The sequence below is a fragment of the Kribbella sp. CCNWLW201 genome, from assembly GCF_037203805.1.
Classification (GTDB): domain Bacteria; phylum Actinomycetota; class Actinomycetes; order Propionibacteriales; family Kribbellaceae; genus Kribbella.
In genome coordinates, this window is the sequence record NZ_JBBCBQ010000005.1 from 385,958 (window position 1) to 399,736 (window position 13,779).

The 13,779-nt window shown below is 67.8% G+C and carries 14 protein-coding genes; 3 read left to right on the top strand and 11 right to left on the bottom strand.

The window, feature by feature from the left end; genetic code table 11:
• The first annotated feature begins 9 nt into the window (after window positions 1-9).
• Both V9K99_RS23665 and V9K99_RS23670 read left to right on the top strand, forming a co-directional pair.
• A complete protein-coding gene (locus V9K99_RS23665; protein WP_337006494.1) occupies window positions 10-1,032 on the top strand; it encodes a zinc-dependent alcohol dehydrogenase family protein in 1,023 nt (340 codons plus the stop codon).
• Between the two features lie 205 nt (window positions 1,033-1,237).
• A complete protein-coding gene (locus V9K99_RS23670; protein WP_337006496.1) occupies window positions 1,238-2,059 on the top strand; it encodes an SCO6745 family protein in 822 nt (273 codons plus the stop codon).
• A 116-nt stretch (window positions 2,060-2,175) separates the two neighbouring features.
• On the opposite strand, the gene V9K99_RS23675 is transcribed toward V9K99_RS23670, so the two are convergent.
• The 8 genes from V9K99_RS23675 to V9K99_RS23710 form a co-directional block, all read right to left on the bottom strand.
• Window positions 2,176-2,403 carry a hypothetical protein gene (locus V9K99_RS23675; RefSeq protein ID WP_337006498.1) on the bottom strand — a complete coding sequence of 76 codons (228 nt, stop codon included), beginning with the start codon at window positions 2,401-2,403 and terminating at the stop codon, window positions 2,176-2,178.
• A complete protein-coding gene (locus V9K99_RS23680; RefSeq protein ID WP_337006500.1) occupies window positions 2,403-3,005 on the bottom strand; it encodes a TetR/AcrR family transcriptional regulator in 603 nt (200 codons plus the stop codon). Before V9K99_RS23680 ends, V9K99_RS23675 begins: the two co-directional genes overlap by 1 nt.
• A 102-nt stretch (window positions 3,006-3,107) precedes the next feature.
• Window positions 3,108-3,911: a hypothetical protein gene (locus V9K99_RS23685; RefSeq protein WP_337006502.1), complete on the bottom strand. Its 804-nt coding sequence runs from the start codon at window positions 3,909-3,911 to the stop codon at window positions 3,108-3,110.
• A 37-nt stretch (window positions 3,912-3,948) separates the two neighbouring features.
• Window positions 3,949-4,815, bottom strand: coding sequence for an alpha/beta fold hydrolase (locus V9K99_RS23690; RefSeq protein ID WP_337006504.1), 867 nt, complete (start codon window positions 4,813-4,815; stop codon window positions 3,949-3,951).
• Window positions 4,816-4,859: 44 nt separating this feature from the next.
• Window positions 4,860-5,870, bottom strand: a complete 1,011-nt coding sequence (locus V9K99_RS23695) for an NADP-dependent oxidoreductase (RefSeq protein WP_337006506.1) — start codon at window positions 5,868-5,870, stop codon at window positions 4,860-4,862.
• 315 nt (window positions 5,871-6,185) lie between these two features.
• Window positions 6,186-7,409 carry a helix-turn-helix domain-containing protein gene (locus V9K99_RS23700; RefSeq protein WP_337006508.1) on the bottom strand — a complete coding sequence of 408 codons (1,224 nt, stop codon included), beginning with the start codon at window positions 7,407-7,409 and terminating at the stop codon, window positions 6,186-6,188.
• A gap of 48 nt (window positions 7,410-7,457) precedes the next feature.
• Window positions 7,458-8,420, bottom strand: a complete 963-nt coding sequence (locus tag V9K99_RS23705; RefSeq protein ID WP_337006510.1) for a dihydrodipicolinate synthase family protein — start codon at window positions 8,418-8,420, stop codon at window positions 7,458-7,460.
• A gap of 8 nt (window positions 8,421-8,428) precedes the next feature.
• A complete protein-coding gene (locus tag V9K99_RS23710; protein WP_337006511.1) occupies window positions 8,429-9,562 on the bottom strand; it encodes a mandelate racemase/muconate lactonizing enzyme family protein in 1,134 nt (377 codons plus the stop codon).
• 96 nt (window positions 9,563-9,658) lie between these two features.
• Here V9K99_RS23710 and V9K99_RS23715 point away from each other — a divergent pair, with 96 nt between their 5' ends.
• Window positions 9,659-10,624 carry an LLM class flavin-dependent oxidoreductase gene (locus tag V9K99_RS23715; protein ID WP_337006513.1) on the top strand — a complete coding sequence of 322 codons (966 nt, stop codon included), beginning with the start codon at window positions 9,659-9,661 and terminating at the stop codon, window positions 10,622-10,624.
• 111 nt (window positions 10,625-10,735) lie between these two features.
• Here the strand turns inward: V9K99_RS23715 and V9K99_RS23720 are convergent, their stop codons facing one another.
• The 3 genes from V9K99_RS23720 to V9K99_RS23730 are packed head-to-tail and all read right to left on the bottom strand — an operon-like array spanning window position 10,736 to window position 13,763.
• Entirely contained in the window at window positions 10,736-11,608 is an 873-nt protein-coding gene (locus V9K99_RS23720; protein WP_337006515.1) for a carbohydrate ABC transporter permease, read from the bottom strand.
• Window positions 11,608-12,498 (bottom strand): carbohydrate ABC transporter permease, encoded by an 891-nt coding sequence (locus tag V9K99_RS23725; protein ID WP_337006517.1) that lies wholly within the window; start codon window positions 12,496-12,498, stop codon window positions 11,608-11,610. The genes V9K99_RS23720 and V9K99_RS23725 overlap by 1 nt, the downstream gene beginning before the upstream one ends.
• The gene (locus tag V9K99_RS23730) at window positions 12,495-13,763 is read right to left on the bottom strand and encodes an ABC transporter substrate-binding protein (RefSeq protein WP_337006519.1); all 1,269 of its coding nucleotides are present in this window, start codon (window positions 13,761-13,763) and stop codon (window positions 12,495-12,497) included. The genes V9K99_RS23725 and V9K99_RS23730 overlap by 4 nt, the downstream gene beginning before the upstream one ends.
• Between the last annotated feature and the right edge of the window lie 16 nt (window positions 13,764-13,779).

The window sequence follows — 13,779 nt, forward strand, 5'->3', positions numbered from 1 at the left end:
CATTGCCGGATGCGCGCTGTCGTAGTTGAGCAGTACGGCGTCCTGCCGACGGTTGCTGACGTAGCGGCCCCTGAGCCGGAGCCCGGTGGTGTCGTCCTGAAGGTCGAGGCCACCGGGCTGTGCCGCAGTGACTGGCACGGCTGGATGGGGCACGACCCGGACATCGTCCTGCCCCACGTCCCTGGGCACGAACTGGCCGGAACGATTGCCGCGGTCGGTGCCGGCGTGCTCGGCTGGCAGATCGGTGATCGGGTGACCACACCGTTCATCTGCGCGTGCGGCTCGTGCGAACAGTGCTTGGAGGGCAACCACCAGGTCTGCCCCAACCAACTCCAGCCCGGCTTCAACTACTGGGGCTCCTTCGCCGAGTACGTCGCCCTGCCGTACGCGGCCGTGAATCTCGTGCGGCTGCCGGATGAGATGGACTTTGACACCGCGGCCGGGCTGGGATGCCGGTTCGCGACCTCGTTCCGAGCGGTGCGGCAGGTCGGCCGGGTCGCGGCGGACGAGAACGTGGTGATCTTCGGCTGCGGCGGCGTCGGCCTGTCGGCAGTGATGATCGCGGCCGAACTCGGCGCGCGCGTGATCGCGGTCGACATGAACCCCGACGCGCTTCGGTTGGCCCGTTCGTACGGCGCTTCGGATGCGGTGCAGGCGTCGTCGGACACGGTGCGGGAGATCCGCGAGCTCACCGGCGGCGGCGCGCACGTGACGATGGACGCCCTCGGCGCGAACGGCATCGTCCAGCAGGCGTTGCTGTCGCTGCGCCCCCGCGGCCGCCACCTCCAGGTCGGCCTGCTCCCGTCCGGCGTCCAACTCGACGTCAGCCGCCTGATCGGCCAGGAACTGCAATGGCTGGGCAGCCACGGCATGCCCGCCCACGCCTACCCCGAAATGCTCGCCCTAGTTGCCAACGGCAACCTAAAACCCGCCGACCTGATCACCCGCACGATCACGCTCGACGAAACCCCCACCGCCCTAGCCGCCCTCTCCAACGGCACCCCCGCCGGCGTCACCATCATCCGCGCCTGACCCACGCGTGCCACGCGGTCCTCCTCCGTCGCTACGCGCGCGTGCGCGCGATCCTCCAGAGAACCGCTGGCCCACGAGAGCGCGCCGTCACGTGGTGCGCCGTACAGAACTTTGGTTGCAGGTTGCGGTGTCGGATCGGGGCAGACGTGTTCGTAGCAAGGGTGAGTGGCCGTCCACGAGGGGCGGCTCGACCGAGGAGAACCCCATGGAGTCCACCGCCCGCCGCCTGCATCGGCTCGTCGAGCCGATCCACCTGGTCACCTACTTCTCCGACGAGCCGACCGATGCGCTCATGGCGCTGGGCCTGCGGAACTACTGGGACGGCTACTTCGCCGGACGGGCCGCACCGCTGGGCATGGTCCCGCCCGAGGTGGTCCATGCGATCTTCTACAACTTCGCCGACGGCGAGGTCGCGCGTCACATCCCTCGCGTGTGGAAGACGGCCACTCCCCAGGACGCGCTCGCCGCTCGCGAGCAGGGCAGCGTCGCCGCGCTGAGGCGGATTCTCGGCGATCTCGCCGACACCCTCGGCCTCGCCCGCGCCGCCGAACTCGCCACCAAGGCGGCTTCCAGCGCCCCGACAGAGGGCCGGATCCTGTACGCCGCACTCCGAGCGCTCCCCGTCCCCGAAGATCCCGTGGCCAGGCTGTGGCACGCGGCCACCATGCTCCGCGAGCACCGCGGGGACGGTCATATCGCCGCTCTGGTCACCGCGGGCATCGGCGGCACAGAGGCCCACGTGCTCCACGCACTCTCCGAGGGAACGCCCGCAGCGAAGTTCGGCCGGGTCCATCACCTCCCCGCGGCCCAGCTGACCGCGGTCGTGGACGGGATGCACGCCCGCGGCCTCATCGACGACTCCGGCTGGCTCACCGACGCCGGCCGAAAGACCAAGGAGGAGATCGAGTCACGCACCGACGAACTCGCCGCACCGGCGTACGACGCCCTGGACCCAAGCGACCTCAACCAACTCATCGCCGACCTCGAGCCCATCGCAGCAACCCTCGACGCCACCGGCTCCCGATAGGCCTCCCCACGCACGAGCCCACCGCCTTCGGCGGCGGCTGTTCTTTGGGGCCGCGGAGCCGAAACCGCGCTCAGGTGGTCGGCGCGGACCAGGACGTGGACACCCGGCAACGGCCATCACTTCCGCTCGAAGTCGCGTCGGCTTTGCGGAGACTTTTCGCCACCAGGCGGTACTTTCCTTCCGAAGATCGGCCACTCGACCCCGTAGCTGGTGGATTTCGGCAGGGTCTTACGACCGAGATCCGCCTGCCTGCGCATGAGGCCACGAAGCATCTCCTCATGCGTCGGGATGCTGACGACCAGGACCACCCGCTCACCGCCGTGGGCGACGGTCTCCGTAAGCATCACGTCGAGAGCAGAACCCGGACTTGTTCTCGGATCTCCTGCACTACGGCGTCGACCGGGTTGGCGATGTTGATTGTCGCGGCCATGCTGAGGAACATGATCGCGGAGACGATGTGCGCGAGCGTCGCGGCGTCGGTGGAGTTGATGCGCTCGTCTCGCTGCAGTACGTCGGCGATCGCCTGTTCGGTCTGTACGGTCAGGCCGAGCGCGTCGCGGTGGTGGGGCTCCTCGGGGTCGCCGAAGACGATCTCCCGCAGGTAGGTCCGACCGTTGTCGATCTGTTTGCGGTTGCACTCCACGACCGGGCGGACGATCGCCATCACCGCGTCGACCACGTCGGGGATGCTCTCGGCCGCCGACCTGCCCTGTGCGAGCGCATCGGCGTAGGTGGAGTTCTGCACCAGCAGGAGGAGCTCGCCCTTGGTCTTGGCGTAGAGGAACAGCGTGCCCGCACCGATGTCGGCCTTGTCGGCGATCTCCTGGGTGGTGACCTCGTCGACGCCACGCTCGGCGAAGAGTTCTTGGGCGGCGGCGGTGATGCGGTCGAGCTTCTGCTGCTTGTTCCGCTCGCGACGCCCGGCTGGTTGGGAGGCGAGTGGCATGGCTGCTGTCCTTCTCTGCTGTGGGCTCCTGTATGGGCTCGAACGTGCTGGCGCTCATTCTTCCACGGCGGCTTCTTCCTGTTGGGGGTGAGCGATGCCGCACTATTGCTGGTAGTGGGGAAGTGCCGCGCCGTCTTTCACGAAGGTCAGGGCCTCGGACACTTCGTAGGCGTGTACGGCGGAAGCGAAGGGCGCCAGCGCGTCGGACAGGCTCTCGAGCTCGGGGCTTGTGAAGAAGGCCGCTCGCGCCGCCGGATCCGCGAAGCCCAGGATCAGCGACGCGTGGAACCGCTGGTCTGCCGGGTTGTCGTGCGCGACGTTGGGGGTGTCCCAGAGCTTCTCGATCCACGGCAGGAACGTCTGGGTTCTGAGTTCCGTCAGCACGCCCGTTCCGGCGAGAGCGCTGGCGAGTTCGAGGAGGTGTCTGCGGAAATCGCCGGCCCGTACGCCATCCCGCCGCCTGAGGTAGATGAGGGCTCGGGCGCCGACCTGCTCGCCGGGCTCGGCCACGTCGTACCGGCGCGACGAGTTCGGCGGTCCGAGGTAGAGCAGCGTTCGACGGAAGACGTTCACTTCGTCCTTGAACGCCAGCCGGGTCTGCTTCCGGCCCCGCAGCGGCGACAGTGCGGACTGGAACGTGACCTCCGCGACTCCGTCGATCTTGCGGTCGACGGGTATTTCCGTCTCGACGCCGCGGGTTGCCGGCCACAGCCCCGGATTGACGGCGGCGAGGTGGATCTGCCGGTACTCCTGGAAGCCCTTGGTCGCCGAGATGATCTTCGAGTGCGGCCCTTTCCAGTAGCCCATCCCGGTTTCCCGAGGCTGATCGGCGCGTACCCACAGCAGGATGGAGGACGCGAACTGCTTCCTCGGTCTGACCTGCGCTTTCGACAGTGACTTGCTCATGTCACGCATTCCTTTGCTGGTTCGGCTGCGGTGACGGTCAGCGGGCGAGGAAGTCGACGGCGACCGGGGCGAACTTGTCGTGGAACTGGAAGATGCCGCCGTGGCCGGAGTCGGGGTAGATGACCAGCTCCGAGCCCTTGATGCGGCGGTGCAGGTCTTCGGAGAGCACCGAGGGCACCATCCTGTCGTTGTCTCCGTTGGCGATCAGGGTGGGCTGGGTGATCTTCGACAGGTCGGCGGCGGCCGAGCGTCCCCACTTCTTGATCGCCTTGAGCTGTGTCTGGAACGCCTTCACCGAGACCGGTGCGTCGCGGTCCACGGTGCGCTCTTCGAGACGCTCCACGAACGCGCGGGCGGCAGGCTTGCCCGTGGCGTTGCGGTTGAAGAACAGGAACTCCTTCGGGTCCGACCGGGTCAGGGTCGCCCGCAGGATGTCGTAGTAGGTGATGCCGGCGACCTTGTCGATGTCCTTCCCGCCCGCAGGTCCGGTGCCGGTGAGGACGAGCTTGCGGACCAGGCCGGGGTGCTTCATCACGAGGGCCTGGGCGATCATGCCGCCGAGGGAGAAGGAGAAGATGTCGACCTTGGCGAAGCCGAGCGCCTTGATGAAGGTCACGGCGTCGTCGGCCATCGCCTCGATGCTGTCGGGAACGCTGCCGGTGGAGGCTCCGACGCCGCGGTTGTCGAAGGCGATGACGTGGTGCTCGGCCGCGATGGGGTCGATGATCCGGGGGTCCCAGTTGTCGAGGTTCGCGGCGAGATGGACGAAGAAGACGACGGGGATCCCGCCCTTCGGCCCGAGCTCGCGGTATGCGTAGGTGACGCCGCCGGCGTCGACGGTGCGGACGGGCGCGTCCTTGTAGGCGGTGATGACGTCGTCCTGTGGTTGCCTGTTCGTGCTCATGGTGTTCTCCTGTTTCCTGGTTCGTGCCTGATGAGATGGGTTTGTCAGGTCCTGCTGATGACGGCCTTGCCGCGGATGCCGCCCCCTTCCATCGACGGCACTGCCAGCGACTGCACTGCCCGCACGGTCTGGTCGAAGTCGAAGACCCGTCCGACGACGGGGCGCAGGGCGCCGCTGTCGACGAGGGCAGTGATCTGACGGAGTTGATCACCGCTGGCGCGCATGAAGAGGAACTCGTACTTCACGCCGAGGCGCCGGGCCTGGCGGCGGATATGGCTGCTGAGGACGGTCATCACCAGCCGGAGCACCGGGTTCGCGCCGAGCTCGCGGGCGAACGCCGCGTCGGGCGGCCCGGCGATCCCGATCGCCTTGCCGCCGGGGCGCAGTACCCGGAGCGACTTCTCGAGGTTCTTCCCGCCGAGGCTGTCCAGCACCAGGTCGTACCCGTCGAGAAGCTGTTCGAAGTCCTGGCTGCGGTAGTCGATGACAAAGTCCGCCCCGAGCTCGCGCACGAAGTCGACGTTGCCGGTACTGACGGTGGTGGCGACCGTGGCGCCGAGGTGCTTGGCGAGCTGGATCGCGATCGTCCCGACTCCGCCGGCGCCGCCGTGGATCAGGACCCGCTGCCCCGGCTGCAGGTTGCCCCGCTCGACCAGCGCCTGCCATGCGGTCAAGGCCACCAGCGGTAGCGAGGCAGCTGCCTCGAGGCTGACCGATGCCGGCTTGAGCGCCAGGTCGGACTCGGCGACCGCGATGCGCTCCGCGAACGTTCCGATGCGGTCCTTGTCGGGCCGGGCATACACCTCGTCGCCGAGCTTGAATCCCTGCACCTTCGGGCCGACGCCGATCACCGTTCCGGCGACGTCGTTGCCGAGGATCTGCGGCAGCTTGTACGGAAGGATCTGCTTGAGCTCGCCGGCCCGGATCTTCTCGTCGAGCATGTTGAGCCCGGCAGCCCGGACCTGTACGAGCACGTCGTGCTCTCCGACCGCGGGCTCGGGGACATCCGCTTGCTGTAGCGGCCCCTTGTACCGATTGACGACGAACGCTCGCATGGCGACTTTCCTTCTCGTTCTGATGACGTGACCTGGATCAGTTAATCTGAGTTAACTCAATAATGAGTGCACTCAGTTAACTTGTCAAGGAAGCAGGAAGGCATGACGGCAGTCGTCTCGTGCACGGGCGCCGGCCGAGTAGTCGATCGTGGGCGACAGGCCCGCAAGCTGCGGGGGATACACCCGCGAAAGCGCGGGGCGATAGCACCGCAGGTAGCCGGCAAGGGGCACCGGCGAGGAGCCCGGGGGTGGGAGCGCGCGTAGTGGCCGCGACGGAGTAGCGGCTGCGTAGCGCGTGTGGGTCGGCCGCAGTACCTACAGGCGGATCAGGTAGACCGTGGGTGGGCGGCCGGTGCGGCCGTGTTGTTGGCTGCCTATGGGGTCGGCCAGGCCGGCGCGTTCCAGGCGTTTGAGGACTCGGCGGGCGGTGCGGAGTTGGACGGCCAGGTGGTCGGCGACGTCTTGGGTGGTGAGGCCGTCGGGGAGGGTGGCGACGAGTTCGCGCATTCGGGCGAGGGTTTGGGTGTTGAGGCCGACGCGGCGGGCCAGGAGCGGGAGGCTTTCCGGGCCGCGGGCGGTGGCGGGTTGGTCGCCGGTGGGTTCGATCACGATCTCTACGTCGTCGGACATCGAGACGACGCCGGCGACTGTGCCGATCGAGGCTGCTCGGCTGACCGCGCGACGGGCGAGGGCTTCGGCTTCGGCCGCCGTACGTCCGACGCCGAAGCCGACGTACGCCGTGCTGTGCCTGGCTGCGAGGTGGTCGAGGAGGGGCATTCGGGTGAACTGTTCGGTGGCCTGCTCGAGGACGCCGCGGGTGGTGACGACCAGGTGGCGGCCGTCGGGGAGGGCGGCCAGGCTGCCGCCGAGGGTGATCAGGTCGGCGGCCAGGTTGTCGTCGGGCTCGGGCAGGTCGATCACGCCGAGGGCGACCTGGGCGTCGCCGACGTGCTGGCCGGTCGTGGTCAGGACCAAGGCTTGCAGTGTCGACCGGATCGAGTACCGCGACGGCGCGAGCCGGACCGAGGGCATCTCGTTCTCGAGGAGGTGGAAGGCCGAGCCGAGGCAGCTGATCGCGACCTTGGTGTCGTGCTTCTCCCGCGCGGTGCGGTGGAACGCGACGATGTCGTCCGAGGTCAGGCCGGGCCGGTACGGGAGGACGTGGATCTGGTCGGTCGGCAGCTTGGCCTCGATCAGCGTCTCCAGCACCTCACTGCGCCGCAGCGTGTCGATCGAGAACTGGGTGACGTTGTGGCCGAGCCGGAGCAGTTCGACGAGTGCGCGCAGCAGAGTGGCGCCGTCGTACGAGACGTACATCGCCGGGCGGTCGATCACACCGGCCTCGGTGGCGATGGTGTACGGGACGACGCCGGTGAAGAGGATCGCGTCGACCTTCTCGTGCGACTGCTCCACCACCTCGACCGCTTCGGTCTCGTGGTGGTAGGGCAGCGGGACCAGGGTCGCGCCGCTCGGCGGACCGACCGCGATCACGCGCTGGACCAGGTCCTCCGGGCCGATGACACCGACCGTGAGGGCCATCAGGCCACCGCTGGGTTGATCTGCACGGCACTCCTTATGGTCGGGCCCTTAACTCGCAGGATAGTGGCTGAGTTCCTCCAGACAGCGGATCACGACGTCCCGCTCGGCGGCGGGCAGCTCGGGGCCGTGCGGGTCGTGGGCCGCGTCCTCAGGGATCAGGCCCTCCCAGACGGCGGCCCACAGCATCCGCTGGACGTAGCCCTCGATCGGCGCGTAGAAGGTCGCCGCAGCAAAGCGGTCCAGCCGGTCGGAGGCGGTCAGGAAGGCAGTGTGGTCGCCTGACGTCCAGGCTCGCAGTACGGCGGCCGACAGCTCGACCTGTGCCGCGGCAATCCCCACCAGCGCGGTGTCGGCGCCCCACATGAACGATGGGCCGAACATGCGGTCCTCACCGGTGATCAGCAGCTTGCCCGTACCGCGTCCGGCCCAGATGGCGTCCTGACAGCCGATAGCGCGGTCCAGTGTGGCCGTCTTGACCCCGAGCATGGCGTCCAGGCTCAGCAGGTCGCGGATGAGCTCCGGTGGGTACGGGTACCCGCCGGCCTCCCCATGCAGGTAGAAGCCGACCAGCGGCAGCCCACTCTCGGCCGCCACTCGCTCGTGCAGTGCAACAGCCTGCGCATGGCCGTCTGGCAGCCCTCCAAGCGCTGCCAGCGGGTAGACCATCACCGCATCGGCTCCACCCGCTGCAGCCTGCAGAGCCATCGCCACTGTCGCGTCTGCGGCCTCCTGCAGGGTCCGTGCCGGTTCAGAGCGAGGTACGCCGACTCCTGCCACGATCGGGACGTCCGTCACCTGCCGCCACGTCTCCAGCACCTTGGAGCGATCCCCTGGGGACAGGTACAGCCCGCGCCCGGTGTGAGCCCACACCGCGACCCCACCGATGGGCTCCGCCGCGATCCGGCCGGCGTAGGCGGACAGAGCGTCGTACGCGATGACACCGTCGGAGTCCATCGGGGTGACGACGGCAGGGAGCAGAGTGCCGCGGAGTTGCTCGACGAGGGGGTGCATCGGACCTCTCAGACGTCGTGGCCGAGGCCTGGGCTCGTGGGTACGTCGATCCAGCCGTCGCAGTCGGCGAACACGGTCGGGGCCAGCGGGTCCTCGTGGACCATCAGCGGCCCGACCAGGTCGGCTGCCACGGTCGCACCGGGTACGGCGGCTGCCAGGTGGACCGCGGCCAGTGTGGCCACGCCCAGCTCGGGCATAGAGCCTACCTTCACGGCCAGGCCCGCAGCCTCGGCTACGTTGGCGATCTGCAGGGCTCTGTGCAGCCCACCGACCTTGAGGATCTTGATGTTCAGTACGTCGGCCGCACCGCGCCGGGCGATCTCCAGAGCGTCCTGTAACGAGTGCATGCTCTCGTCGACCATCAGGCGTACGTCGAGCCGCTCACGCAGCCTGACCAGGCCGGCCAGGTCCCAGCGGGGCAGCGGCTGCTCCAGCAGGGTCAGACCGGCCTCACCCATCTTGGTCAGGAACGGGAGTGCCGTGGCAGCGTCGTACCCCTCGTTGGCGTCCAGGCAGAGCTCTGCGTCGGCAGGGATCGCCGCACGGACCGCTCGGACCAGCTCGAGGTCCTTGGCCGGGTCGTGGCCGCCCTTCACCTTCAGGTGCAGGAAACCCTTGTCGGAGTACTCAGCGGCCTCTGCCGCCATCTCGTCCAGGGTGCCGAGCCCGACCACCCACGTGGTCTGCACACGCTTCCTGATGCTGCCGCCGAGCAGGACATGCACCGGCCAGCCGCTCAGCCGCCCGGCCAGGTCGTACAGGGCGATGTCGAGGCCGGACTTGGCCACATGCTGCCCGCGGAGAACGGAGTCCATCACCAGGTGGGCTCCGGCCCGGTCCAGCGGGTCACGGCCGATCAGCGCCGGGGCGAGATGCTCCTCGATGGCGGCGGTGACACCGGCCAGCGTCTCCCCGGTGTACGCCGTCATCGGAGACGTCTCGCCGATGCCGATCGCGCCGTCGGCGGTGTGCACCTCGACCACCAGGCTGATCAGCTCGGTGCTGATCCCGCTGCTGATCTGGAACGGACGCCGGTACGGCGCGCTGACCACCCGGGTCTTGATCGCGCTGATCGGTCCCGCGCCGGTCTGTGCCGGTTCGGGTTGGGCCGGCAACCCGACCGGATGCGGTACGACACTCAAATCCGGCTCCTCAGGGTCGCAATCTGGCGTGAAAGGACTTACGGTCAAGACCGTAAATACCGCGAGCGCTCTCTGTCAACGGAAGGTGGCACCCTGATGCGGCTGGGTCTGTATCTGAACCTCTACGGCACGCCGGACGAGCGGCCGCGACTGGAGGACGCCGTCGAGCAGGCGAGGCTGGCCGAGCAGGCCGGGTTCGAGTGGATCGTGCTGGGTGAGCGGCACCTGCACCGGCCCGGCTACCACGAGATCCTCACCTCGCTGACGTACCTCGCGGCCAAGACCGACCGGATCGGTCTCGCCACCTCCGGCATCGTGGCTCCGCTCTACGATCCCGTCGTACTGGCCGAGACGCTCGCGCACATCGACGTACTCTCCGGCGGGCGACTCACCGCCGGATTCGTGCTCGGCTACCGGCCGGAGGAGTTCGCGCTGTACGGCGTGACGCAGGCCGAACGGGTCGCGCGGTTCGAGGAGTGCCTGACCATCCTCACCCGGTTGTGGACTTCGGATGAGGTGACGTACGACGGGAAGTTCACCAGCATCAGCGAGGCGTTCCTGTCGCCCCGGCCGGTCCAGAGCCCGCGGCCGCGACTGTGGAACGGCGGCCGCGTCTCCGCCGTACTGGAACGAACCGCGCGGATGTGCGACGGGTGGACGACGTCGTTCAACGAGCTGGACTCCGACCTGCCTGCGAAGATCGCTGAGTACCTGTCGTACCCGAGCGGCGAGGGCACGTTGGGCCGCGATGTGATCCTGTGCCGGGAAGGGTTCTGCGCCCCGACGTCGCAGGACGCGCGTCAGGCGCTGGAGGAGCCGCTCCGCGATCTGTACGACGCTTACACCGGCTGGAAACGTACGTCGGCAGACGCGAGCCGCTACACCCAGGGCTGGGACGACATCGCTGCCCGCAGCGTGATCGGATCGCCCGCCGAATGCGCCGAGCGCCTGACCCACTACGAGGAAATGGGTGCCGACGGCATCATCCTCCGCATCCAACCCCCCGGCCTCTCCCAAACCGAAACCCTCCACGCCATCGAGTCCTTCGGCAACCTGTTGTAGGGCTGGCTGCCGTACCGATGAACGGGTAGTAGTCGCCTCAACTGAGGCCGGACAACCCCAAGGTGGGACTTGCCGGAACTACTACCCGTTCTTCGGTACGTCTTGCGCCACTCAGGCCTTCAATCCGGACATGGCGATGCTGTCGGTCAGGTAGCGTTGGAGTAGGCCGAAGACCAGGAGGCTTGGGACTACGGTGATGGTGGCGCCGGCCATGATTTGGTTGATGGGGACTGCTTGGGTTTGCAGGGTGGCCAGGCCGACCGTGAGGGTTTGCATCTCGGCTGATTGGCCGATCACGAGGGGCCAGAGGAAGTCGTTCCAGTGCCAGAGGAAGACGAAGATGCCGAGGGTGGCCAGCGCGGGACGGATCAGCGGGAGCACGATCTGGGTGAAGATCCGCCATTCCGGGGCGCCGTCGATCTCGGCGGCCTCGAAGAGTTCGTCCGGTAGTTGGCTGATGAACTGGCGGAGCAGGAAGACGGCCTGTGAGTTCGCCAGTGTGGGCACGATCAGGCCCCAGTAGCTGTCCACCCAGTCGAGTCGCGAGACCAGGATGTACGACGGGATCAGGGTCGCCTGGAACGGGACCATCAGCGTGGCCAGGAAGGCCCAGAACATCAGCTCCCGGCCCGGGAACCGTTTCTTCGCGAAGGCATACCCCGCCATCGCCGCGAACAGCAGGACGAAGACCACCGACACCAGCGAGTAGAGCAGCGAGTTCACCGTCCAGCGCGGGATGTCGGAGCTCGACAGCACCCGGGTGAAGTTCTCGAAGGTGAACCGGGTCGGGTCGAGCGCGTCCGGGAAGGTCCGGCCGCTCGGCGGTGCGAACGCGACCAGCACCATCGCCGCGAACGGCACGATGGTGACGATCGCGGTCAGCGCCAGCAGCGTCGGCAGGGTGAGCCGTGCCACCGGGCGCCGCTCGCGCCGCGGCGCCGGTGCCGCGTCCTGCGTCCGCGGCCGTTCGAGCAGGTTCACCATCAGTCGTCCCTCCCGACCAGCCGTCGCTGCACGAGCGAGACGATGAGCACGATCGCGAACAGCATCAGGCCGATCGCGCTGGCGTAGCCGAAGTCGAAGTACTTGAAACCGCTGTCGTACAGGAAGTAGACGAGCGAGTAGCTCGACCGGACCGGGCCGCCGCCGGTCATCACGTACATCGCGTCGAAGACCTGGAACGCGCCGATCGTCTCGATCACCAGCACGAAGAACAGCACCGGACGCAACTGCGGCAGAGTGATGTAGCGGAACCGCTGCCAGGTCCCGGCGCCGTCGATCATCGCGGCCTCCAGGTACGAGCGCGGCACCGCCTGCAACCCGGCGAGCAGGATCAGCATCGAGTAGCCGAAGCCCTTCCACGCCGACGTCACCGCAATCGACGGCAGCACCAAGTTGGACTCGGCGAGGAAGTCGATCGGCCCGATCGACACCAGCCCGAGAACGGCGTTGATCAGGCCGTCCTGGGCGTCGTAGATCCACTTCCAGATCACCGCGGCCAGCACGATGCTGGTCACGTACGGCAGGAAGAAGACACCCCGGAAGAAGCCCCGCCGCCAGACCACCTGATGCAGCAGTACGGCGGTGCCGAGCGACAGCAGCACGGTCATCGGGACGAAGATCACCGTGTAGGTGAGGGTGACGGCCAGGGCCTGGTGGAACAGGCTGTCCTGGACCAGCCGGGTGTAGTTGTCGAGAGCAATGAAGGACCAGCGCCCGCTCAGCCGGTAGTCGGTGAGCGAGAGCAGTACGGCGCCGACCACCGGAACGAACCGGAACAGCAGGAACAACGCCAGCATCGGGGCGACGAACAACAGCCCGACCCAGGGCCGGCGGATGCGGTCCCGGGCCGGGCGGACGCTGACCTGGGTCAACGCTGTCTCGACAGGAGGTCGTTGCCGGCCTTCGCGGCGTCGTCGAGCGCCTGCTGCGGCGCCTTCTTACCGGTCAGCACGGCCTGGATCTCGACACTCAGCAGTGACATCACCTGACGGGCGGACGCGTTCCGCTCACCCGCGTAGGTGTACTGCAGCGAGTCGGCGAACTTCTGCGCGGTCGGGTCGGTGATCGGCGCCTTCGCATCGGTGCGGGGCGTGAAGAACCCCGACGCCTTGCTGAGCCCTTCCACCTGGGCCGGCTGGATCATGAAGGACAGGAACTTCTTCGCCGCGTCGATGTTCTCCGAGGCGGCGTTCACGGCCAGACCGCCGGGGATGCCGAAGGCGACCTGCTTCTTGCCGGTCAGCGGCGTGCCGATCTCGACGTTGGCGGCCCCCCAGGTCGCCGCCACCGTCTTCGCGTCGGCCGGCGTACTCGAGAAGGCCATCGCCACCTGGCCCTTGCCGAACGGCTGGTCGGCCACGAGGTTCCCGTTGGTCAGCGAACTCTTCGGGATCGCGCCCTCGTCGTACAGGCTCTTCAGGAAGGTGAGCGCCTCGAGCCCGGGTGCCTGGTTGAAGGCGACCGTCTTGCCGTCGTCGGAGAACACCTTGCCGCCGGCCTGCCACAGCAGCGGGTAGAAGTTCAGGTTCAGCGACGCCTCGGGCGACGCCGAGTAGTCCAGGGTGGAGAACCCGGCCGCCTTGATCTTCGGTGCCGCGGCCTTGATCTCGTCCCAGGTCTCCGGCGGCTTGCTGATCCCGGCCTTGGTCAGGATCGTCTTGTTGAACATCGTCGTGGTGACGGTGTGGTAGATCGGCGCGGCGTAGACCTTGCCGTCGACGGTCAGGCCGGGGATCGCGGCCGGCAGGAACTTGTCCTTGTCCGGCTCGACCACGTCGTCGACCGGCTCGAACGAACCGTTCTTGACGTACTGCGGCAACTGGTCCGGGATCTGCAGTACGACGTCCGGACCCTTCTTACCGGCGAACGCGGCGGCGATCTTCTCGTCGCGCTTGTCCCACGGCTGCATCTCGAGCTTCAGGTCGACGTCGGTGTTGGCGGCCTCGAAGTCGGTCTCGACCTTCTTCCAGTACGCGTCACTGGCCGCCTGGTCGCCGATCACCGGATACATCCAGAGCGTGATGGCCTTCTTCTCCGACGAGGAGCCCGCGTTGTCGTCGCCGCCACAGGAACTGAGAGCAGCGGCGAGCACGAGCGCCGTGAGTGGTGCCGCGATGCGGCGGACGGTGGATTTCATCGCACCCCCTGGGTGT